This is a genomic window from Hominimerdicola intestinalis (assembly GCF_054655215.1).
Map to the genome: position 1 here is coordinate 38,604 of NZ_BAAHNZ010000006.1, position 21,655 is coordinate 60,258.

The following is a 21,655-nucleotide window of genomic DNA, read 5'->3' on the forward strand; positions in this document are numbered from 1 at the left end:
AATATCTTGTGCATACTGACAGTCCGGGAGATGCATAGCAGATAAATATAGCAGCATACGGTTCAGATACGGTAAACAAGAAATTAAAGTCGTGCGAAAAACGTGTATTAAAAAACAAAACCACGCATTTGCGTGGTTTCTATGTAATATGGTCGAGGTGACGGGACTTGAACCCACGGCCCCTACGTCCCGAACGTAGTGCTCTACCAAACTGAGCTACACCTCGAAAAACTCTGTATAATATTTTATCACTAATTTATCTTTGTGTCAAGTGTTTTTGCTTCAAATTAAAAATTAATTTAAATATAACATATCAGACTTGGCGAACAGCTGATCAAATCACACACTATCCCTTAATGATACCCTCTTTTTCTGAATGCGGCAGGAGAGATACCTTCGTATTTTCTGAAAACCATACCGAAATATGTAAGACCGGAATATCCTACCGCACGGGCTATATCGCCTATAGCCATTACGCTTTCGGTAAGCAGCGTCTTAGCCTTTGCAATACGCTTCTGAGAAATATATTCCATCGGCCTCATACCTACGCATTTCCTGAATACCCTGCAATAATGCTGCTGTGAAATTCCTGCAAGGTCGGCAAGCTGCTCCAGAGTTATATCACCTGAAAAGTTGGCGTCAATATACTCGATCGATCTTTCTATTACGCTGCCTGCACCCAGATAAGCGGCTTCCTCAAAAAACTGCTTTCTCGCTTCAATAATATATTCGTATACCAGCTCCGAGCATTTTTCGCCGCCGTATACCGAATCTGAAGCGGCAGTCAGAAGAACCGAGAAGATATGCTCCAGCTTTTCGGGGTCTGCTGCCTTTTCCGCCATTGCCCCCGTAAAACCCATCTGCTCCATAAGCGGTAAAGCATATTGACCTCTGAACACCAGCCAATGAGTCTCCCATTTCCCGCCTTCCGGAAAATATTCGTGAGGAAGCTGCGGCGGCAGATACATAAGGCTACCCGGTTCAAGCAAAAGCTCCGCATCCTCCGCCAGAAATCTGCCGCAGCCGCATTTAGTAAACATAAACTGATGAGAAACCAGACCGCTTTCACGAACTACATGATATTCCGGGTCGCTTATTCCTATACCCGACAGATAAAACGGCAGGCATTTTTCCCTGCCTATGACAGGATATATAGTTGACGGCATAAAGCTACCTCCTATTTTCATCTCAAATTATTATAAGCTAATTATAGCACGCCTGTTTGTTAAATTCAACTGCCGTAAGACTAAATTACAATAACAGTTTTGTTTATATATCTGAACAAATATTAATTTAAGTTCTGATTCGTCAGATTAGCAAATTTTTATTGTCCTTTCCTAGGGCAGATATACAATGCAAATGTTCAAATAGCTGGAATATGCTAAAGATTTATGATTGACGGCTCGGTTTTCTTTTAGTACAATATAAGTATACTATAAGAAAATATCAGGAAGTGATCTTATGATCTCAGTCAAAAAAATTCTGTCTGTCTGTGCAGCGGCAGCTCTGACTGTCGGTACTGCCGCAGCATTCCCGACGGAAACAACCTATGCGGAGGGTAAAACTATGATGGTAAAAATCGACGGCAGTAAAGCCGCCAACGAGGAAAACAAGCTTTACAGAGGACTTGGAATGGTAAGCGCAAACAATACCTCAAGGCTTTTGCTTGACTACAAAGCAGAGCAGCCTGAACGCTATGAGGAGCTTCTGAATTATATGTTCGGAAAGGACGGGATAGGTCTTACTCATCTGAAGCTTGAAATGGGGGCGGATATAAATTCCTCCTCAGGAACCGAACCGTCGGTAATGAGATACGAAGACGAAAAAGCCGACGTTACCAGAGGGGCAGGTTATCAGCTTGCGGCGGACGCTAAAAAAATAAACCCTGAGCTTACTCTGGATATGCTTTGGTGGAGCGAGCCGAGATGGGTATCCACCTCTGATGATGTCAATGCCGCAAGATACAAATGGTATAAGGAGACCCTCTGTGCCGCTTACGAAACCTACGGTCTTGAATTTGAATATGTCAGCGCAAACCAGAATGAAAAGGGTCTTGATATTGAATGGATAAAATATCTTTCCTCTCATCTTAAGGCTGAAAAGGACTGCCCCTACGACTTTTCAAAAATAAAGATAGTTGCGGCAGACGAGGTAACAAGCTGGAGGATCTCGGAGGAAATGCTTTATGACGAGGAACTTATGAATTCCGTTGACGTTATAGGCAGTCATTATTCCAGCTGGTCTGATAAAAATACAATGAAGCTTATGAACAAATACGGCAAGGAGATCTGGTTTTCAGAAGCAAGCTCGCCTATGAGCTATTCCAAGGGTACTTATAAATATGACGGAAACGGCTCGGGACTCGGCGATCTTAACGGAATTCTCGATATAGCCAACCGTATCATAACAATGTATCCGGGCGGAGGAATGACGCTTCACGAACTTCAGCCGGTTATCTCCTCCTATTACGACGGGGCAACCTACAGCCATAAACAGCTTATTACCGCAAACGAACCGTGGAGCGGATATTATCAGCTGGACAACGGCTTTTACATGGCTCTTCATTTCTCTCAGTTCTTCAAAAAAGGCTGGGCATTTATCGACGGAGCCTGTGCAGGGGACGGCGAAAAAGGCGGCGACGGTCACTGTATCCAGAATGCAGTTTACAGCTATATGACTGCGGCAGATATGTCTTCGGGAGATTACAGCTGTGTTATTACTAATACCACCTCCGAACCAATCTCCTACAGCTTCGAGGTATCAAACCTTGATAAGGCGGGGGAAAGCGTTGATGTCTGGGAAACCAGAGGACCCAACGGCGGCAGATACGACGAGAACTACTATAAGAAAGTCAATACGATCATTCCTGAAAAAGGCAACGGCGGATATGTATATTCCATTACGGTAAAGCCTTACTCTATGATAACTGTTTCTACCCTTAAAGCCGAAGAGAAGGACTACGCCGCTCCCTCGGAGGGGGAAAGAAAAATACTCAGCCTTCCCTACAGCGACGACTTTGAATACAATGGCTATCCGGAAAATTACCTGTCCTCAAGAGGCTTTGCCCCCCGTTATACTACAGATGAAGCCGGAGCGTTTGAGGTTGAGAACATTGACGGAAACAACATACTGGTACAAAAGATAAACAAGGAGATAAGAGCGTTTGAATGGAACGGAAGCTTTCCCGCGGCAGTAACCAACTTCGGTGACGACGCCTGGTTCAACTACAGCGTATCGGCAGATGTGAGATTTTCACCTTCAGATAAACCCGAGGACAACTTTGTCGGGGCAGGACTGCGCTACAACCTTGCTTCCGAGCTATTCAGCGGATACTGGATAAAGCTGTTTGAAAACGGCAGCTGGGAGCTTTATCAGGGAAAGGACAAAGAAGCGCTTGCTTCCGGAAGAATAGAAAACTTTGCTTCTGACCAATGGACTCGAATAAAGATCGAGGCTGTTGAGAATACTGTAAAAGCCTATGCAAACGGTGAACAGCTGTGCGAATACAACGCCGCAGACAACAGCAGGCGGGCTTTGTGTGCCGGAGGAAGAGCGGCTCTTTACAGCAGCTACAACAATAATATGTTTGATAACGTAAAAGCTGAGCCGGCAGACAATTCAGACCCTTACATAATAAGGCTTGACAACACAGACGACGAATTTGAATATTCTGACGGCTGGGAGCATAACACCATGGCGGGTTTTTCCAATTATAAAAGAACGGTTTCAACAGGCTCTGATGGAGCTGAAGTAACTCTTAGGTTCTGCGGCAAGGGCTTCTCATTTACCGGCTCGCCGGGAAAAAAAGGAGCTATCATAAAGATAGAAGCTGATGGAGCAGTTCAGGCGGATAATTACAAAGTCAATGGCGGAAGCAGACGATGCATTTACCATCTGTCAGGACTTGAAAGAGGAGAACATACCGTTAAGCTTACCGTTTTGAGCGGAGAGCTTTGGCTTGACTCCGCTGAAATATCGGACGAGTATGAGATAAAGACTATGCACACCGCCGAAGAGATCGCCAATGAAAAATCAGCCTCCGGATCGGAAGGAAACGTAAAAGGCTCACGTTTCAAAGCGATTACAGCTGCAGCAGGAGCAGCGGCGGTAATTGGTGTCGGAACAGCGGCAGCCGCAATTATACGAAAAAAGAAAAAAACCGATAAGAAAAGCTGATCTTATCGGTGCGTTTGTCCGCTTTTCTCGTCCTCCTGAGCTGCGCGAAGTATTTCACTCATGCTGAACGAATTTATTATTCGGTCGTACAGCTTGTAGTGATGCTTTCTGTCAGAATTCTTTTTAATAAACGCCAGAGCTGACATAAGTTTATCGGTACGCAAAGCGACAGTATTATTTCCGCGGCAGGAATAAACAATATACCTGCAGGTATTCCAGGAATCAGGTCTGTCAAAGCCCTGGATCTCTATTTTTACTTCACCGTCCAACTTCTTTCCCATGATGTCCTGCCCTTTCTGTCAAAATAGTATCAATTCACCATTATTATACCATAGCTGTCCGTTACTGTCAAGCTGAAATCATTTACGCCTAAATTTAGTAACAAAAAAATGTCCGCTGCCCATTAGGGTAGCGGACATTAACTATATATGGAGCGGATTACGAGGCTCGAACTCGCTACCTCCACCTTGGCAAGGTGGCGCTCTACCAGATGAGCTAAATCCGCATTGCAGGACTGAAAACTACACAGACCTGACAATTTTTTTGGTGCCTCCGGACGGAATCGAACCATCGACACGGGGATTTTCAGTCCCCTGCTCTACCTACTGAGCTACAGAGGCAAAATGGCGACCTGAATGGGGCTCGAACCCACGACCTCTAGCGTGACAGGCTAGCGTTCTAACCAACTGAACTATCAGGCCATAAGCAGATTAAAAATGTTGAAGTCAAAGGCTTCAACATTTTCTGCTTGTTTTGGTGGGAACAACAGGGCTCGAACCTGTGACCCTCTGCTTGTAAGGCAGATGCTCTCCCAGCTGAGCTATGCTCCCGCACATTGATTGAAAACTCACGTTTCACAACATAAATTATTATACGCTATTTCTGCTTATTTGTCAAGTCCTTTTTCACTTTTTTTCACTAAAAAATCATTTTCGTCATTTCAAGCTATTTTTCTTAAAGCAAACGGTGGGTCTTTAGGAAAATTACACAATTATAATTGAATATCTAGACCTGGAATGCTAAATAAAAAATGTGACTGCCGTACTTTTACAGCAGTCACATCTCATATATGAGCTAGTTATTAATAAGCTTATCCTCGTCGCTCCAGCTGTAAAGCTTTCTTATCTCAGCGCCGACCTTTTCGGAAGGATGCTCGGAAGCAAGCTTTCTCATTGCCTTGAAGTGAACCTGAGAACCGGCATCAGACATATCAAGGAGGAAGTCCTTAGCAAAAGTACCGTCCTGAATATCGGAAAGAACCTTCTTCATAGCCTTCTTTGTATCCTCTGTAATGATCTTAGGACCTGTAATATAATCGCCGTACTCAGCAGTATTGGAAATAGAATATCTCATTCCTGCAAAACCTGACTGATAAATAAGGTCAACAATAAGCTTCATCTCGTGAATGCACTCAAAGTAAGCGTTTCTCGGATCGTAGCCGGCTTCAACAAGAGTTTCAAAGCCTGCCTGCATAAGAGCGCATACTCCGCCGCAGAGAACAGCCTGCTCACCGAAGAGGTCAGTCTCAGTTTCAGTTCTGAATGTCGTTTCCAGAACGCCTGCTCTTGCGCCGCCGATACCTGCCGCATATGCAAGACCGATATCCTGAGCGTTGCCTGTAGCGTCCTGCTCAACAGCAATAAGACAAGGCACACCCTTGCCTGCCTGATACTCAGAACGAACCGTATGACCCGGTCCCTTAGGAGCAATCATTATAACGTTAACGTCCTTAGGCGGAACGATACAGCCGAAATGAATATTGAAGCCGTGAGCAAAAGCGATCGTCTTGCCCTCAGTAAGATAAGGAGCTATCTCGCTCTTATAAAGCGCAGCCTGCTTCTCGTCAGGAATAAGGATCATAATAACGTCGGCAGCCTTTGCAGCGTCGGCGGTAGTCATAACCTTAAGTCCCTGCTCCTCAGCCTTTTTCCATGACTTTGAACCCTCGTAAAGACCTACGACTACGTCTACTCCGCTGTCCTTGAGGTTAAGAGCATGAGCGTGTCCCTGTGATCCGTAACCGATTATTGCTACTGTTTTACCCTTTAAAAGGTTAAGGTCGCAGTCCTGCTGATAAAAAATCTTTGCCATTGTTAATTCCTCCAGTATTTAAATATGTAATACCTAATATATTTTATGTAGCCCTCCGGCTATATAATCGAAATTATTTCTTTGCGGCGATAACCTCCGCACCCTTCTGGATCGCTATCGTTCCCGTTCTTACCATTTCAAGTATATTATATGGAGCGATTATTTCCTCAAACCGCTTAAGGTGAGCATATGTATCACAAAGCTCAAGCGTCATTGTCGTCAGGGCAATATCCATTACCTTAGCCCCTGTTATTTCAGCGATAGTCATAATTTCACTGCGCTTTTCCGCGGTACAGGCAATCTTAACTATCATAAGCTCTCTTGCAAGGCATTCGTCTTTTGAAAGGGTCTTGACCTTTATTACCTCAATAAGCTTGTTTAACTGCTTTTCGATCTGCTCGACAGTATGCTCGTTTCCGTCGGCAATGATAGTTATACGGGAAATTGCAGGATCCTGAGTAGGCCCTACAGCCAGACTTTCAATATTAAAACCTCTCCTTGAAAACAAGCCTGAAATCCTTGAAAGCACTCCGCTGTGATTTTCCACTAAAACAGATATTGTATGCTTCATATCCTTATACCCTCCACTTATCTTCCGCAATTTATAAGTATATCACTTTATTATTAATTTATTTTTAATTTTTCCTGCATCTAAAATTAAAGATACATCAAAATGCAGGATGATCAGAGCGTAGCTGCATTTTCGTCAACCCTAACCTCGACAAGACAAAGCTTATCCGTTTCGCTTAAAAGCCTTATCGCTTCGTCTTCAGAGCTTTCATCGGTGACCCTCAAAGCCTGTATTCCATAGGCTTCCGCCAATTTTATAAAGTCCGGAGAGCCGTCCAGAAATACCGCCGTTTCTCTTCCTTTATATCCGTTTGTCTGCAACTCTCTTACCATTCCAAGCCGGTTGTTTGACATTACTACAAGCTTGACCTTCACTCCGTGCTGAACTGCAGTAGCAAGCTCCATAAATTCCATCTGGAAAGCTCCGTCGCCGCATACAGCCATAACAGGTCTGTCGGGATCTGCCATTTTCGCTCCGATAGCAGCCGGAACCGAGTAGCCCATAGTTCCCATACCGCCTGAAGTAAGAAACCTTCCGCCCTCTTTGATATGGTAGCCGGTAGCCGTCCAGATCTGATTCTGACCGACATCTGCGACAACAACGGTTTCGCCAGGCATTTTCGCTGAAAGCTTCGCCATAAACTCTCTCGGATTGACTGTTTCCTTACAGGGTTTCTCAAAATTTCTAGGCTTTTTCAGTGAAGCAAGCCGCTCCAGCCATGCGTTATGCTCCATAGGCTCAGCCATATCCAGCATTTGCGAAAGCACCGCCTTAGCGTCGCCTACAAGGGGATAATCTGCGTTTATATTCTTTCCAATCTCAGCCGGGTCGATATCTATATGTAATATCTTTGTAGTCTTAGCAAGCGCCAGAGGAGTTTTTACCGCCCTGTCACCGACCCTTGCCCCAACAAGAAACAATACGTCGCACTCGTTAACCGCAGTGTTAGCCGATTTTACACCGTGCATACCAAGCATACCGAAAAACAGCGGGTTATCATCGGAGAATACCGATATTCCCATCATCGTAGTAATTACAGGAATCTGTAATACCTCCGCAAGCCTTGTAATTTCTTCCTGCGCATGAGAAGCAAATATTCCTCCGCCGATACAGATAAGCGGCTTCTCAGCTTCCTTCAGCGCAGACAGAACCCTTTTTATCTGTAGATAATTGCCCTTGGTCGTAGGCTTATAGCTCCTTATATCCACACTTTCGGGATACTCAAAATCAATTTCAGCCTTCTGAACGTCCATTGGAACATCTATAAGCACAGGTCCTGGACGTCCCGTACCGGCAATATAAAAGGCTTCCTTAAAAACCTGAGGCAGATCGTCGGCATTTTTCAGCAGATAGCTGTGCTTAACGAACGGTTCAGCCGCTCCGGTAATATCCGCTTCCTGAAAAACATCGCTGCCTATCTGATCTGTATTGACCTGTCCGGTAATACATACGATCGGTATAGAATCGGCATAAGCGGTAGCTATCGCAGTAATAAGATTCGTAGCTCCCGGCCCGGATGTAGCGATACAAACCGCAGGTCTGCCTGAAATTCTTGCAAAGCCGTTAGCGGCGTGACCTCCGTTAGCCTCATGACGGACGAGAACGTGTTTTATGTCGTCCTCTGCGTCCAGCAGTGCGTCGTAAAACGGGCATATAGCCGCACCCGGATAGCCATAGACGACCTTTATATTCTCCGCCTTTAAACATTCAACCATTGCCTGAGCAGCTTTCATCTTCATAAAAGATCGCCTCCGTAATAAAATTTTCTCAGACGCTTAATACGTCTGAAATTAATTAATTATACCACAAAACCCCTTTAAAGTCAATAGGGTTTGAGCAGTCTTTCACATTAAGTCAAGAATCTGCTCATTGATCATAGTTATCAGTATCCTAAAAGCATTTCTATTAATAAATTAAAACCGGAAAAAGCCTTTCCGCCTTTTCCGGTCTAATTAAATATCTTGATAAAACTATTCCGAAATTCAGAATAATACCGCGCTAACGCAGCGTTACTGCTGAACTCAGCTTCCGTACTTGGAAGTATTGATCTTGATACCAACGCCCATTGTCGAAGCGACAACAACGCTCTTGAGATACTGACCCTTTGCAGCTGCCGGCTTAGCCTTTACAACAGCGTCCATAAGGGTATTGAAGTTTTCCTCAAGCTTTTCAGCTCCGAAAGAAGCCTTGCCGATAGGACAGTGGATAATATTTGTCTTGTCAAGACGGTACTCGATCTTACCAGCCTTAGCGTCTGTTACAGCCTTAGCAACGTCAGGAGTTACAGTACCCGCCTTAGGGTTAGGCATAAGTCCGCGGGGTCCGAGGATCTTACCAAGACGTCCTACAACGCCCATCATATCAGGCGAAGCAACTACAACGTCAAAATCCATCCAGTTTTCCTTTGTGATCTTCTCTACAAGATCCATACCGCCGACATACTCAGCGCCTGCAGCCTTAGCTGCCTCATATTTATCTTCCTTACAGAATACGCATACCTTGATAGACTTACCTGTTCCGTTAGGAAGCACTACAGCTCCTCTTACCTGCTGGTCAGCGTGACGGGAGTCAACGCCCAGACGGATATGAGCTTCGATCGTTTCATCAAATTTAGCCTTTGCACCCTTAGCTGCCAGATCAAGAGCTTCAGGAGCGTCATAAAGCTTAGCCTTGTCAACAGCCTTTGCGCTGTCAGCATACTTTTTGCCGTGTTTCATTAATTATTTCCTCCTTATAAGTGGTAATACCGATACCCATATAGCATATCGGCTAGCGGAAAATTCCTCCCACCATTTTGCCGTAAACTTACTTATATACGGTTTACGATCAGGTTACAGATTATCAGTCCTCTACAACGATACCCATTGAACGGCAGGTACCTGCGATCATGCTCATCGCAGACTCAATACTTGCAGCATTCAGGTCGGGCATTTTCTGCTCGGCGATTTTCTGTACCTGCTCCTTTGTGATCGTAGCAACCTTTGTCTTGTTAGGCGTACCTGAACCCGACTCAATCTTGCAGGCCTTCTTGATAAGAACAGCCGCCGGAGGAGTCTTAGTAATAAACGTAAACGATCTGTCGGCATATACAGTGATTACAACAGGAATGATAAGACCGATATCGTTCTTTGTTCTCTCATTGAAATCCTTTGTGAATGCCATGATGTTAACACCGTGCTGTCCCAGTGCAGGACCTACCGGTGGTGCAGGAGTCGCCTTTCCTGCCGGAATCTGCAGCTTAATATAGCCTACTACCTTTTGTGCCATCTTTCGCACCTCCATAATTTGTGGTAAGGCGAGCGCCGGAACGCTCTCCCACTTTTTGAAGCAAGATGTCAACAGACAAACCGCATTGATTCCAGCGGAATGTCTTGTATATCAACTTTCGCTTCTTATAAACGTATGAATTTTAAAGACGGAGCCTTATCCGTCCTTGCCTTAATCCTCGGACTTGATCTGAGATATAGGCAGGTTTACAGGAGTTTCTCTTCCGAACATAGATACTATAACGTCAACAGTCTGCGACTCTATATCAATATTCTGAACAGTTCCGGTAAAGCCCTCAAACGAACCGCCGGTAACTACCACAAGATCTCCGATCTTATAGTTGACCTCAACGGTCTTTTTCCTCTCGGCTTCTACTCCGAGAGCGGCAACCTCTTTGTCAGTAAGAGGAACAGGCTTTGACGCGGGACCGACAAATCCCGTAACTCCCCTTGTGTTTCTTACAATGTACCATGAATCGTCGTTCATAACCATTTTTACAAGAACGTAGCTGGGGAAAAGCTTTCTTTCAGCTTCGACCTCCTTGTTATCCTTTACCTCGGAAACAAGCTCCGTCGGGATCTTTACCTCCGGAATGAGCTCCTGAAGCTTTCGGTTTTCCACAACTTTCTCAATATTCTGTTTAACCTTGTTCTCATAACCGGAATATGTGTGGACAACATACCACTTTGCTTCTTCAGACATGATCTAAACCTCCGTAATATTGCAAGCTGTAAAAACCGTGCATTTACCGAACCGCCCGTTTGTTAAGACCCTAAATTCAGCAGAGCCTTGATCGCAGCGCCCAGTCCGGTGTCGATACCGAACAGAAATAAAGCCATAACCACCATCACGGAAAGAACTATTCCCGTATTGTTTATAACCTGCTTCCTGCTTGGCCATACGACCTTTTTAAGTTCTGATTTCAGATCCCTGAAATACTTCTTAACGCCGCCTTTTTTAGTCTTTTCCGACTTAGCGGACGCCTTTGACTTTGCAGTCTTGGAGTCAGCCTCTTTTTTAGCCATAATAAAGCCCTCCCGACTTACTTGGTCTCTTTGTGAAGAGTGTGCTTCTTACAGAACTTGCAGTACTTATTCATCTCAAGTCTGTCAGGGTCATTCTTCTTGTTCTTCTTCGTGTTGTAGTTTCTCTGCTTGCATTCAGTACAAGCGAGCGTGATCTTAACTCTCATTTTTCGGCACCTCCTGACGAAATTTGCATTCTGCAAGAACGGGCAGAATGCGTCTGCCTCCCTCAAGCGCATATACGCAGATGTAAAAAACCTACGAGTCTGCACAGCTATGAGGTAACTTATGTTTTAAGCCGTATCCTCGGCGTCTGTAACGCTTTAAATACGCAAAAAAATAGACCTCATAAAGAGGTACAATTATTATATCATATTAAAGTTTGCTTGTCAAGCCGTTTTATTAACTTTCTGTAAATTTTCCCTGCGATTGATTCTGATATATATACAGCATGATAAGACAGAGCCTGCAAATGCCCCCAGAGAATTAGCTGCAAGATCGTCAAGCTGAAACTCTCCCAGACGCAGGAACAGCTGAGTAAGCTCTATAAAAACAGACAAACCTGCTCCGCACAAGGCTGAAATAATAAACCTCTTCCGTGTCTTAAGCAGCAGAGGAAGCAGAAGTCCTACAGGAACAAGCATAAGAAAATTCAACGCAAGCTCGCATAAGACATAGGAGTTCCCGTCTGTAAATCCGACTTTCAGCTGATAAAATATTCTTAGGTCATACCTATAGTCCTCCGCCTGCTCCCTCATCAGAAGAGTAGTTACCAGAACATTGAACGTCCAGATATAAAGCGCCGCTCCAGCAGCGTACTGAAATCGCCTGAACTTCAGCCGTCTGAACAAAATCAGCAGAAAGACCGCCCCTGCCGCAAAGAAAACGGCGTCCGCCGCCGACCATAACGGCATACGTCTTTTTAAAACCTGCAATAATATCATTTTGTTTCCCTTTTCATATCGGACGTATTTTTCTTCCAACTGAAATTAATTATACACATTTTTTTCCTTTTTGTCAACAGAAGAGCCGGACATATTTAATATTTATCGAATCATGAAAATCAATTTATTTTTCTGTCTTTTACTTGCCGTACGCTAAGACAAAGACGATACAAACTCATTCGTCCGGCAAGCAGTAACAAAATTTGTTCAAACAGTAAATATAGAAATCAGATTTCCATGGGATTTAATGAAACAAGGTTGCATAAACCTCTTAAAAGTAGTATAATACTAAAAGTAATCACAAATAAAGGAATGATAAAATGAGATCCAGAATTGTTTCGGCAAAGCCTTTAGTGCTTAGCCTTAATCTTACAGAGGAAAAACAGGCGGGACTTGAAGCGCTTTGCCTGAGTGAAGGGATCGAACACCGTTCTCTTACGCTTTCGCAGGCTCAGGAGCAGATCGGCTTTTTATGCGGTTTCCCCGGCTTCAGATCACTTAACAAGGTCTGCGAAGCTCCGCCGTCCGAAGAATGCGTAATATTCAGCGGTATCGACCGCCGCCGTCTTGACAGCCTTGTAAAAGCCATGAGAAGAGAAAATATAAGCGTAGCGCTTAAAGCGGTCTGCACTCCTTCAAACCAGTCATGGACTTTGTGCGCTTTGATAAAAGAGCTTGAAAGAGAACATAAAGCCCTGAACGGAGGCACTGTAAATTGACAAGCAACGGAAAAAAATATCTTGGGATAATCTATATTATAATATCCGCCTTCTGCTTTGCGTTTATGTTCGCTTTCGTAAGAATGTCCGGCGATCTACCTACTTTTCAGAAAACCTTTTTCAGAAATTTTATAGCATTTTTCTTTGCTCTGGCGATACTGAAAAAAGAAAGGATCCCTTTCAGGATACAGAATACCAAAAACCGTCCGATAATATTTATACGGGCGCTGGCAGGAACTATCGGAATGCTTTTCAACTTTTACGCTATAGACAATATGATACTTTCCGACGCTTCAATGCTCAATAAAATGTCGCCGTTTTTTGTTATAATATTCTCATTTATTTTTCTTAAAGAACGCCTTACCGCATTTCAGGGATTTACCGTACTATGCGCCTTTATCGGAAGCCTGTTCATAATAAAGCCCAGCTTTTCAAATGTGGAGTTTTTACCTGCGCTGCTTGGATTTCTGGGAGGAATGGGCGCCGGACTTGCGTATACCTGCGTAAGATATTTAGGTCAGCACGGCGAAAAAGGAGCGTATATCGTCGCGTATTTTTCCGCATTCTCCTGTCTTTTCTGCCTGCCATTCATGCTTATGGATTTTCACCCGATGTCCGTGACCCAGCTTCTATGCCTGCTGGGTGCGGGAGCTGCGGCGGCAGGAGGACAGTTCGCAATAACAGCCGCCTACACCTACGCTCCTGCAAAGGAGATCTCGGTTTACGACTACTCCCAGCTTATATTTACAACTATTCTCGGTTTTATTTTCTTCGGCGATATTCCGGATAAATGGAGTTTTGCAGGGTATGCGGTAATAATTCTTATGGCTGTTGTTAACTTCTGGTATAACAACCTGCGGAAAACAGAAAGCTGAAAACAGCTGATGATTCAAAAGTAAAAACGGGCGGCTCAGTTTGACTCGGCCGGAACAACGCAGTATCGCTGTTCCCGCAGAAGCAGACTGGGTTCGCCCGTTTCTTTTATATAAGTAATGTGCAAATCACTGTATCGTACAGCTGCCGCTTTTACCTTGCGGCAGCGATAAATCTCTTAAGCTCTCCTACGTTCAGGCACTTTTCAATAGCAACTTCCATGGAGATTTTCTTGTCACGGACAAGCTTTGCAAGCTCCTGGTCAAGAGTCTGCATTCCGACGTTCTTACCTGTCTGCATTGCCGAGTTGATAAGGTGTACCTTATCGTCACGGATCATCGCCTTGATATTATCGGTAGCGTTAAGTATCTCACAGCAAGCCACACGGCTCGTTCCGTCAAAGGTACGGCAGAGAGTCTGGGTACATATTCCTACCAGAACAGAGGCAAGCTGAGTTCTTATCTGATGCTGCTGATGAGCCGGGAAAACGTCTATGATACGGTCGATAGTTGAAGCGGCGTCGGTAGTATGAAGTGTACTCATAACAAGGTGTCCTGTTTCAGCGGCAGTAACTGCTGCTTCAATAGTTTCAAAGTCACGCATTTCTCCTACAAGGATAATATCAGGGTCCTCACGGAGTGCGGCACGAAGCGCCATTGAAAAGCTGGGAACGTCCGGGCCGATCTCTCTCTGGTTTACCATACATCTCTTATGCGCATGCATATACTCTATAGGGTCTTCAACTGTGATTATATGCGCCGATTTATGTATATTTACATGGTCGATCATAGCCGCAAGAGTAGTTGACTTACCTGAACCGGTAGGGCCTGTTACAAGCACCAGCCCTCTCGGACGCATAGCAAATTCCGCAAGCACAGGAGGAAGATTAAGATCTGTCAGCGTAGGAATATCGTTTCTCAGCAAACGGATAGCAATAGCCGTATTTCCCCTTTGACGGTATACGTTGACACGGTGGCGGAAGCCTCTTGACGAAACGAAGGTAAAGTCGGTATCAATATGATCCTTAATAGACTGCCGCTGCTTATCCGTACACATATCCTCGCATATCTTGAGAATATCTATTTCCGTCATATCGGGGTATGACGACAGCTTTCTGAGATTTCCTCCCTGCCTTACTATCGGCGGGATTCCTACGGTAAAATGAAGGTCGGAGCACCCCAAAGCCCTAGACTCATCCAGTATTTTGTTAATATCAACTGACATATAAAATTAACCTCCTGAAAGTATTTATTAGTTATCTTACGGCGCACTTATCATTTGAAAGCGCCATTTATACAGCAAAGCAAGTCCGCAGCCGCAGCTTCCGCACTCCCCGTCCGTATTTTTACAGCCTCAAGCAGCTGATAATGTGACATTTACATTTCTCAGACAGCGTAGGTTACTCTTATAAGCTCGTCTATAGAGGTCTTTCCCTCCTGGACCAGCTTTGAAACATTGTCGCGAAGCAGCAGGCAGCCCTGTTTTCTAGCAAGCTCCTCTATTGCGTCAGCCTTTGCTCCCGAGGTAATAAGCGAAGCCATTTCGGGGGTTGAAAGCAGTATCTCATGAATAGCCGTTCTTCCCTTATACCCTGTATTATTGCATTTAGGACAGCCTCCGCGTTCATATATCTGAATAGAATGGTCTATTTCCATAAGCTCGTTATCAGCCTGAGTTGACATTCTTGGTTTTTTGCAGTGAGGACAAAGTACTTTTGTAAGACGCTGAGCAACGATACCTATTAGAGAGGTCGCAACCATATACGCCTCTACTCCCATATCGACAAGACGGGTAACGGTAGAAGCCGCATCGTTGGTATGAAGCGTAGACAGCACAAGGTGTCCGGTAATAGCCGCTCTTATGGCTATTTCTGCAGTTTCCGCATCACGCATTTCTCCTACCATTATAATATCAGGGTCCTGACGGAGAATAGAACGCAGCGCCGCGTCAAAGGTCATTCCGGCCTTTTCGTTTATCTGACACTGGTTAACTCCTTCTATCTTCTTTTCAACAGGGTCCTCAACGGTAATAACGTTAAGATTAGGCTTTGCGATCTCTCCAAGCGCCGCATATAGCGTAGTTGATTTACCTGAACCGGTAGGCCCGGTTACCAGTACAACGCCCTGCGGAACTTTAAGACAGGAAGCAAAACGCTCATAGTTATAATCAGTCATACCCAGATCGGTTATCTTTCTCAGGGACATATTACCTGTCGCAAGAATACGGATAACTACCTTTTCGCCGTATACCATAGGAAGATTAGATACACGCAGGTCAAGCGTAGTTCCATCAACGAACTGCGACATACGTCCGTCCTGAGGGATCCTTTTCTCGGCAATATTCATACCGCTGAGTATTTTAAAACGTGTAATAAGCGAAACATGAAGAGCGCTTGAGATCGTCATAAGCTCAACAAGGTCACCGTTTACTCTTATTCTTACCTTAGTAAAATCCTTGAAAGGCTCAATATGTATATCGGTAGCGTCCTGACGGAAAGCATTCTCAACTATCGCAGTTGCCAGCTTAACGATAGGTGCATTTTCTATTCTGTCCTCGGAAATATCCTTCAGGTCGTCAAGGTTAAGCTCTTCTTCCTTCTGCTTGGTAGCCTCGTCAACAACTGAGTTTACCTGTCCCTCGGAATACATTTTTCCGATAGCCCTGTTTATTGCGGCTTTTGTAGACAAAACCGAAGTAACGTTACAGCCGGTTATCGCACGTATATCCTCGAATATGTAAAAGTTGACCGGGTCGTTTGTCGCAACAGTAATACGCTTTCCTATCTTATTTACAGCTATTACGTTATACTTTCTTGCCACAGCCTCCGGTATTTTCTTTACAATATCGGGCATAAGCTGAGTATTGTCAAGATCCACGAAAGGAACGTTCAATCTTTCGGCAAGGCACTGGGTAAACTGAATATCAGAAACCAGCCCCATTTCTATTACAACGTCTCCGAACAGCTTGCCCTTTGTTTCCTTCTGCTTTGCAAGCGCCTGCTGAAGCTGTTCTTCGGTAATCAGGTTCCTTTCAACAAGATATTGTCCTATCGGTCCGTTTCTCATACAATATAACTCCATTCCCCGCAGAAAAGAAATATTGACGCATTGCCGCTCTGCGGATAGACAACGCTATAAAAATCATAGTTATTAATAAAAATAAGCACAAAAATATATTTTATGCCACTTGTAATTGACGGTTTATTATGTTAAAATAAAAATACAAAATATTAAAGGAGGGCAAGCCCTTGGACACGCAGTATTATATCTACGTTTCGGTAATTTACATATTCGTTTTCCTGTTCGGAGCGGCAGTCGGCAGTTTTCTAAATGTCTGTATTTACAGGCTCCCGAAGGAAGAATCGCTTATCAGAAGAAACTCTCATTGCATGAGCTGCGGAGAACCTATAAAAAGGCGCGATCTGGTCCCCATTATCAGCTGGTGTATACTGAAAGGCAAATGCCGCAGCTGCGGAGCGAAAATTTCGCCCAGATACACCATCGTCGAGCTTCTCAACGCCCTATGCTGGCTTTTCATTGCATGGCGTTTCGACGTGCTTATAAATCCCTTAAGATTTATCTTTACCGCTCTGCTTTTCTCGGCGCTGATAGTTGTTTTCTTCATGGACTGGGACACTCAGCTGATCTCCACTTATGTTGTAATATTTATCGGATTGCTTGCGATAGGAAACTACATATTCTGCCATGAAATTATGAGTACAACGCTGAGATCCCATATAATCGGGTTCTTTGCGGTAAGCGTACCACTGCTGCTGATAGTTCTCGCCTCGAAGGGCAGAGCTATGGGCCTTGGCGACGTATATCTTATGGCGGCGGGAGGTCTTTTCCTCGGCGTACAGAACATTTTAGCCGCGCTTTTCATCGGACTGATAAGCGGCTCAATAGCAGGACTTATAATCAAGTACAAAACCGAAAGCTCGGTCTTTGCATTCGGCCCGTGGCTTTCGCTTGGAATCGCTGTTTCGGCGCTTTACGGCGACAAGCTTGCGCAATGGTACATGACCCTTACGGGGCTTAACGAGCTTCTGGCGTAGCGCGCGAAGACAAAAAAGCCACAAAATTCCGCTCTCTTTACGAGGGCGGTTTGTTTTGCTCAAAAAATCCTCTTAATAGAATTTTATGTGTTCTGTTAAGGGGATTTTTTCAGCAAGCAGACCCATATGAGTCTGCTTGGAATTATTATGAAATAGGCTCGTAATAAATATAAATTTTACTGTTGTCAGTGCGGATATTCACCGTTAAAGAAGCAGTTGTGTTTTTAAGCATAGATGAATTATTAATATTGGTAAATGTAATAGACTTACTATAATTATAAATTACATCTGTATTCTTTACATATGCTCCCCCTTCATATTTCATAGGACAGCCTTCAAAATCCAGCATCAAAAAGCATTTTCCCGAATCAGAACTGTATTCGCCTATAGTAATGCCATAAGCGTCCTCTCCATAAAAAGGTTCACCCATTATTACCGAAGAATTTGTTCCGTCAGCATCACTTTTAGTAACAACTCCCGGCGCTCCTTTTTTGCTGCCGCTTCTTGAAGTATTGTCTATTGTAATAAGCTTAGTGTAGTCACTACTCGGCGGAGCACCAGGGTTGGTATCGTTATAGTATACCGCAACCTTTCTCGCATACTGAATCTCATTGGCTATTGCGTCACCCACAGCAATACAAACAGCTTCCTGATTTGTGGTGTTTTCAACCTTATTATGAAATTTCGCCGTCGGTGACATTATTGCCATTACCGCACCCATTATGATCGCCATCAGCGCCATTACCACAATAAGTTCGACAAGAGTAAAACCTTTTTGATTTTTATTCATGTGTTTTTCCTCCTACGACACATCCATTACGGTACCATCATATTTGTAGGTTGTTTTCCTGGAAGGATCAAAGCTGCTTTTATCTAGTATATATGCTCCGTAAGTTGTGCCGGAATCTGTAACAAACCTAATCGTTATAGCTCCAGCATTAAACAACGAATTATAATAACCAAAATCAGCAGACTTGTTAGCCTGTACCGTTCTTACATAGCTTTTCGACGAGTGTTTATATCCATCTGTGGTACTTCCTTCGTAAATATATCCGTCAGTTATCTCAACATATGCAGTTATATTTTCCGATGAGTTGTTTTCAATATTTAATTTATATTCATCTTCTTTAGAATTGTCTGTTGATATGCTATTTATTGTACCTGACGTGAACGTTTTTATCTGAAAACCAAAATCTGCTCCGAACTGAGCCGCGTCGGCGGCATACAACGAAATATCATTAACGGTTTTGATAGATCCTCCGCCTACAGGAGTAAAAGTAATGGTATAATCTTTCTCAGAACCAATTACAGCCGTTTCCTGATCTGACTTTTTTCCAATTGCATTAGCCTGCTGCGCGGTTTCCAGATCGCGTCTTCTGCTGCGGTTTGACATTTTCATCGCGGCGCCGACGACCGACATTATGCAAGCCGCCGCCAGCGCGAATATTGTCATTGAAACTATGACCTCTACAAGGGTCATTCCTTTGGAGAGCTTCTTGATCTTTTTCATAAAAATCCCTCCTTAGCTTTTGTATTTGGTGAAGTATTCGAGTTTTACGGTTGTGCTAGAAGAATTCTTATAAGCTATAAAATCAAAAATTGAGTTATGGGCATATGGAACATCATTAACTAATGCATTTTTATTATCTTGAGGTCCATCAACAGTACGACTATAAATCTGTCCATAAAGTTGAGTTAAACTTCCAGTAATTTTAATATCGGATTTCATTCCATAAATTATTGCATTTATTTTACCGCCATTACCGTTTATTGTGCATTTTGACTCATCTGGTAACAAAATAAATACTCTATTCTCTTCAGATGTTCCAGCAACATAATTATCCACAACTTCATATTTAGTACCATCTGGATTCTTCTTTATTTCTGTTATTTTTATTTTTGAGCCAAAATTTAATTCGGGTTCTTTTGTTACTGTACCAAGTGATTTTGCATTTAAATAATTAACACCATAATAATATCCGTCAGTGTCATTAATATCAGGATTATAAATCATAAAATAACAAAAATAATCTCCTGAACACTCCGATGTATCAATCTTAAATGTTTCGTACCCTTCATTTTGATTTAAAGTTGTTCCAGAAGGAATAAGAAATACAATATCACTATTTGTAACTTTAATTTCTATAGTAAGTTTTGAATTTTGGAAAACCATTTGCCCAATTTCCAATTCTTTAATTTTATTATAATTGTACTTATAATTATCCTCAACATACAATATGGAATTATCGCCCAGATTATATTTAAAATTATTTCTATAGTCAGTCTGCCATTTGTTGTGCCACTGATTTGGGTCTGGATCGGATTTACAATCCAGAATCGCCGAATAAAGACTTACTGTGCAATCTTCGTCAAGATAAATTCCTTTTGCCCAGTCATAATCATCGCTGCTATTAGATGGATTGTCATTCCATGAGTTGTAGGCACTAAGATACAGCGTAGATAATTCTTTAGAAGCAGGAACCTTCGTATCACTTTCTGTAGTTAGAATACCCGAAGCATCAGTAACTCTTTTTAACCCCTTAGAATTAAGGAACATATCATTTGTTGTTGCAGCCGCATAAACGGATGCTTGAGTTTTTGTTGTTCCGGATACAGGATCATAATCTGTAGATGGTTTTTTATTTCTAGTTGAATTTCCAATAACGCTAGCATTTTTTATATTATTAGTTTTAATGTTATCTCCCGAAGCATCGGTTAATTGATCACATTCAGTAGTTACTTCTTTTCCTTCATCATCATACACTTTACCACCACAATAAAGATTACCAGTAATTTTTAAAGTCCCATTTACCAAATATATGTTTCCTTCAACATAAACATCGCCGTTAATTGTAGTCGTATTATTTTTGTTTAAAACCAGACTTCCATTTTGATAACTTCCCGAAGCAGCACCAGTATAGCAATAAAGATTACCATAAAACGACAATCCATCATTTATCGTTCCAACTTCATTAAAAACTCCATCAATATCATCATAATCAGCCTTATTGTCATTAGATGTCAATAAGGTTTTCGGCACAGCCCCTATATATGCGCCATACGAATAAATGTCTATCGGTTTTCCTGATTCACCTATATTAGCCTTTCCAAGAATAATTTTCTTGTCAGTGTTAATAAAACCATCAGTATTGGACAAACCAGATGGTGACGGATATGCCGCTCCAGCAAAAGAATTATTTCCTGAATTGTCGGTTTTTCCTATATTCGTTTTAAAATCTGTTCCTGAACTATTCTCAGGGAAATAAATATAACCCTTTGAAGACAACGTTAATGCCTTCTTCTTTATAGTATCGTTAAAGTGACAATTATTTGTGATTTTAACATTATTTTGTATATATATATTACTATAAAATGTTGCATCTTGAGAAAATGTTGTAACTTTACTCATATCTGAATTCTCAATATGAATATCCCCATTCATTGGAGTAGCAACATTATTAGTATTAATTCCATCACTAGTAAGAATAGATGTTGGCGTTAAACTCGTTGATGTACTATTTACCTCAAAAAACGCACTGGCAACCTCAGTTTCCCCCGCATAAGTAGCCTCTGACTTTACAACAACTCCGCTGCCGCTCTTATAAATCTTTATTTGACAGGTTCCGGCGTCAGATATAGTATTGCCGGCTGAATCCTGCATACTTACATTAACAATCGAAGGAGATGATTCGCTCGTACCGGCAAGACTTGCAAGATCATCATAATTGCCGGCAAAGCTGTTTATATACTCCTGCAAATAATTCTGCGCGGTGATCTCCGCCTGAGTGCTGCGGATATTGTTATTGGATACCTTTGAAGAATAATTCGCCAGCGACAGCGCTGTACTGGCTAATAGCATACACACCGTCGTAAAGCATATTACTGTAAGCAGAACCGAACCCTTCTGGTTCTTCTTTATCCTCCTCTTCATAATA

Annotated in this window: 20 protein-coding genes and 5 tRNA genes; 4 read left to right on the top strand and 21 right to left on the bottom strand. The window is 43.0% G+C overall.

What is annotated here, in order from left to right; all coding sequences use genetic code 11:
- Positions 1–149 precede the first annotated feature (149 nt).
- Both ACYQ0H_RS06995 and ACYQ0H_RS07000 read right to left on the bottom strand, forming a co-directional pair.
- Positions 150–226 (bottom strand) — tRNA-Pro (locus ACYQ0H_RS06995).
- A gap of 127 nt (positions 227–353) precedes the next feature.
- Positions 354–1,166: an AraC family transcriptional regulator gene (locus ACYQ0H_RS07000; RefSeq protein WP_459812130.1), complete on the bottom strand. Its 813-nt coding sequence runs from the start codon at positions 1,164–1,166 to the stop codon at positions 354–356.
- 295 nt (positions 1,167–1,461) lie between these two features.
- On the opposite strand from ACYQ0H_RS07000, the gene ACYQ0H_RS07005 reads away from it, so the two are divergent.
- Positions 1,462–4,176, top strand: a complete 2,715-nt coding sequence (locus ACYQ0H_RS07005) for a glycosyl hydrolase family 59 (protein WP_459812131.1) — start codon at positions 1,462–1,464, stop codon at positions 4,174–4,176.
- A 2-nt stretch (positions 4,177–4,178) separates the two neighbouring features.
- Here the strand turns inward: ACYQ0H_RS07005 and ACYQ0H_RS07010 are convergent, their stop codons facing one another.
- The 14 genes from ACYQ0H_RS07010 to ACYQ0H_RS07075 form a co-directional block, all read right to left on the bottom strand.
- Positions 4,179–4,457, bottom strand: a complete 279-nt coding sequence (locus tag ACYQ0H_RS07010; protein WP_459812132.1) for a hypothetical protein — start codon at positions 4,455–4,457, stop codon at positions 4,179–4,181.
- Between the two features lie 148 nt (positions 4,458–4,605).
- Positions 4,606–4,681 (bottom strand) — tRNA-Gly (locus tag ACYQ0H_RS07015).
- Between the two features lie 39 nt (positions 4,682–4,720).
- Positions 4,721–4,796, bottom strand: a tRNA-Phe gene (locus tag ACYQ0H_RS07020).
- A 4-nt stretch (positions 4,797–4,800) separates the two neighbouring features.
- Positions 4,801–4,877: transfer RNA gene (locus tag ACYQ0H_RS07025), tRNA-Asp, on the bottom strand.
- 53 nt (positions 4,878–4,930) lie between these two features.
- Positions 4,931–5,006 (bottom strand) — tRNA-Val (locus tag ACYQ0H_RS07030).
- Positions 5,007–5,250: 244 nt separating this feature from the next.
- Positions 5,251–6,267, bottom strand: coding sequence for a ketol-acid reductoisomerase (gene ilvC / locus ACYQ0H_RS07035; protein ID WP_459812133.1), 1,017 nt, complete (start codon positions 6,265–6,267; stop codon positions 5,251–5,253).
- 73 nt (positions 6,268–6,340) lie between these two features.
- Positions 6,341–6,838, bottom strand: a complete 498-nt coding sequence (gene ilvN, locus ACYQ0H_RS07040; RefSeq protein ID WP_459812134.1) for an acetolactate synthase small subunit — start codon at positions 6,836–6,838, stop codon at positions 6,341–6,343.
- 113 nt (positions 6,839–6,951) lie between these two features.
- The gene (gene ilvB, locus ACYQ0H_RS07045; protein ID WP_459812135.1) at positions 6,952–8,577 is read right to left on the bottom strand and encodes a biosynthetic-type acetolactate synthase large subunit; all 1,626 of its coding nucleotides are present in this window, start codon (positions 8,575–8,577) and stop codon (positions 6,952–6,954) included.
- A 282-nt stretch (positions 8,578–8,859) separates the two neighbouring features.
- Entirely contained in the window at positions 8,860–9,555 is a 696-nt protein-coding gene (gene rplA, locus ACYQ0H_RS07050; RefSeq protein WP_459812136.1) for a 50S ribosomal protein L1, read from the bottom strand.
- A 124-nt stretch (positions 9,556–9,679) separates the two neighbouring features.
- Positions 9,680–10,105 carry a 50S ribosomal protein L11 gene (gene rplK, locus ACYQ0H_RS07055; RefSeq protein WP_459812137.1) on the bottom strand — a complete coding sequence of 142 codons (426 nt, stop codon included), beginning with the start codon at positions 10,103–10,105 and terminating at the stop codon, positions 9,680–9,682.
- A gap of 171 nt (positions 10,106–10,276) precedes the next feature.
- A complete protein-coding gene (nusG, locus tag ACYQ0H_RS07060) occupies positions 10,277–10,807 on the bottom strand; it encodes a transcription termination/antitermination protein NusG (protein WP_459812138.1) in 531 nt (176 codons plus the stop codon).
- A 62-nt stretch (positions 10,808–10,869) separates the two neighbouring features.
- Positions 10,870–11,130, bottom strand: coding sequence for a preprotein translocase subunit SecE (gene secE, locus ACYQ0H_RS07065; protein ID WP_459812139.1), 261 nt, complete (start codon positions 11,128–11,130; stop codon positions 10,870–10,872).
- 17 nt (positions 11,131–11,147) lie between these two features.
- Positions 11,148–11,297 carry a 50S ribosomal protein L33 gene (gene rpmG / locus ACYQ0H_RS07070; protein ID WP_002848320.1) on the bottom strand — a complete coding sequence of 50 codons (150 nt, stop codon included), beginning with the start codon at positions 11,295–11,297 and terminating at the stop codon, positions 11,148–11,150.
- Between the two features lie 222 nt (positions 11,298–11,519).
- Positions 11,520–12,074 (bottom strand): VanZ family protein, encoded by a 555-nt coding sequence (locus ACYQ0H_RS07075; protein ID WP_459812140.1) that lies wholly within the window; start codon positions 12,072–12,074, stop codon positions 11,520–11,522.
- Between the two features lie 320 nt (positions 12,075–12,394).
- On the opposite strand from ACYQ0H_RS07075, the gene ACYQ0H_RS07080 reads away from it, so the two are divergent.
- Positions 12,395–12,793 (top strand): DUF3783 domain-containing protein, encoded by a 399-nt coding sequence (locus tag ACYQ0H_RS07080; protein ID WP_459812141.1) that lies wholly within the window; start codon positions 12,395–12,397, stop codon positions 12,791–12,793.
- Positions 12,790–13,668 carry a DMT family transporter gene (locus ACYQ0H_RS07085; RefSeq protein ID WP_459812142.1) on the top strand — a complete coding sequence of 293 codons (879 nt, stop codon included), beginning with the start codon at positions 12,790–12,792 and terminating at the stop codon, positions 13,666–13,668. The genes ACYQ0H_RS07080 and ACYQ0H_RS07085 overlap by 4 nt, the downstream gene beginning before the upstream one ends.
- A 151-nt stretch (positions 13,669–13,819) precedes the next feature.
- On the opposite strand, the gene ACYQ0H_RS07090 is transcribed toward ACYQ0H_RS07085, so the two are convergent.
- Both ACYQ0H_RS07090 and ACYQ0H_RS07095 read right to left on the bottom strand, forming a co-directional pair.
- Positions 13,820–14,890: a type IV pilus twitching motility protein PilT gene (locus tag ACYQ0H_RS07090; RefSeq protein WP_459812143.1), complete on the bottom strand. Its 1,071-nt coding sequence runs from the start codon at positions 14,888–14,890 to the stop codon at positions 13,820–13,822.
- A 161-nt stretch (positions 14,891–15,051) separates the two neighbouring features.
- Positions 15,052–16,731, bottom strand: coding sequence for a GspE/PulE family protein (locus tag ACYQ0H_RS07095; protein WP_459812144.1), 1,680 nt, complete (start codon positions 16,729–16,731; stop codon positions 15,052–15,054).
- Positions 16,732–16,913: 182 nt separating this feature from the next.
- Here ACYQ0H_RS07095 and ACYQ0H_RS07100 point away from each other — a divergent pair, with 182 nt between their 5' ends.
- On the top strand, positions 16,914–17,720 hold the full coding sequence (locus ACYQ0H_RS07100) for a prepilin peptidase (RefSeq protein WP_459812145.1): 807 nt from the start codon (positions 16,914–16,916) through the stop codon (positions 17,718–17,720).
- A gap of 145 nt (positions 17,721–17,865) precedes the next feature.
- Here the strand turns inward: ACYQ0H_RS07100 and ACYQ0H_RS07105 are convergent, their stop codons facing one another.
- The 3 genes from ACYQ0H_RS07105 to ACYQ0H_RS07115 are packed head-to-tail and all read right to left on the bottom strand — an operon-like array spanning position 17,866 to position 21,651.
- Entirely contained in the window at positions 17,866–18,510 is a 645-nt protein-coding gene (locus ACYQ0H_RS07105; protein WP_459812146.1) for a pilus assembly FimT family protein, read from the bottom strand.
- Between the two features lie 12 nt (positions 18,511–18,522).
- A complete protein-coding gene (locus ACYQ0H_RS07110; RefSeq protein ID WP_459812147.1) occupies positions 18,523–19,230 on the bottom strand; it encodes a PulJ/GspJ family protein in 708 nt (235 codons plus the stop codon).
- Positions 19,231–19,242: 12 nt separating this feature from the next.
- Positions 19,243–21,651 (bottom strand): hypothetical protein, encoded by a 2,409-nt coding sequence (locus ACYQ0H_RS07115; protein WP_459812148.1) that lies wholly within the window; start codon positions 21,649–21,651, stop codon positions 19,243–19,245.
- Between the last annotated feature and the right edge of the window lie 4 nt (positions 21,652–21,655).

Excerpts from the sequence above, each read along its gene's own strand:
- rplK (WP_459812137.1), bottom strand. The coding sequence starts at position 10,105 with ATGGCACAAAAGGTAGTAGGCTATATTAAGCTGCAGATTCCGGCAGGA.
- nusG (WP_459812138.1), bottom strand. The coding sequence starts at position 10,807 with ATGTCTGAAGAAGCAAAGTGGTATGTTGTCCACACATATTCCGGTTAT.
- ACYQ0H_RS07075 (WP_459812140.1), bottom strand. The coding sequence starts at position 12,074 with ATGATATTATTGCAGGTTTTAAAAAGACGTATGCCGTTATGGTCGGCG.
- ilvC (WP_459812133.1), bottom strand. The coding sequence starts at position 6,267 with ATGGCAAAGATTTTTTATCAGCAGGACTGCGACCTTAACCTTTTAAAG.
- ACYQ0H_RS07010 (WP_459812132.1), bottom strand. The coding sequence starts at position 4,457 with ATGGGAAAGAAGTTGGACGGTGAAGTAAAAATAGAGATCCAGGGCTTT.
- ilvB (WP_459812135.1), bottom strand. The coding sequence starts at position 8,577 with ATGAAGATGAAAGCTGCTCAGGCAATGGTTGAATGTTTAAAGGCGGAG.
- ACYQ0H_RS07080 (WP_459812141.1), top strand. The coding sequence starts at position 12,395 with ATGAGATCCAGAATTGTTTCGGCAAAGCCTTTAGTGCTTAGCCTTAAT.
- ACYQ0H_RS07110 (WP_459812147.1), bottom strand. The coding sequence starts at position 19,230 with ATGAAAAAGATCAAGAAGCTCTCCAAAGGAATGACCCTTGTAGAGGTC.
- ACYQ0H_RS07090 (WP_459812143.1), bottom strand. The coding sequence starts at position 14,890 with ATGTCAGTTGATATTAACAAAATACTGGATGAGTCTAGGGCTTTGGGG.
- ACYQ0H_RS07005 (WP_459812131.1), top strand. The coding sequence starts at position 1,462 with ATGATCTCAGTCAAAAAAATTCTGTCTGTCTGTGCAGCGGCAGCTCTG.
- secE (WP_459812139.1), bottom strand. The coding sequence starts at position 11,130 with ATGGCTAAAAAAGAGGCTGACTCCAAGACTGCAAAGTCAAAGGCGTCC.
- ACYQ0H_RS07095 (WP_459812144.1), bottom strand. The coding sequence starts at position 16,731 with ATGAGAAACGGACCGATAGGACAATATCTTGTTGAAAGGAACCTGATT.
- ilvN (WP_459812134.1), bottom strand. The coding sequence starts at position 6,838 with ATGAAGCATACAATATCTGTTTTAGTGGAAAATCACAGCGGAGTGCTT.
- ACYQ0H_RS07000 (WP_459812130.1), bottom strand. The coding sequence starts at position 1,166 with ATGCCGTCAACTATATATCCTGTCATAGGCAGGGAAAAATGCCTGCCG.
- ACYQ0H_RS07115 (WP_459812148.1), bottom strand. The coding sequence starts at position 21,651 with ATGAAGAGGAGGATAAAGAAGAACCAGAAGGGTTCGGTTCTGCTTACA.
- rplA (WP_459812136.1), bottom strand. The coding sequence starts at position 9,555 with ATGAAACACGGCAAAAAGTATGCTGACAGCGCAAAGGCTGTTGACAAG.
- ACYQ0H_RS07105 (WP_459812146.1), bottom strand. The coding sequence starts at position 18,510 with ATGAATAAAAATCAAAAAGGTTTTACTCTTGTCGAACTTATTGTGGTA.
- rpmG (WP_002848320.1), bottom strand. The coding sequence starts at position 11,297 with ATGAGAGTTAAGATCACGCTCGCTTGTACTGAATGCAAGCAGAGAAAC.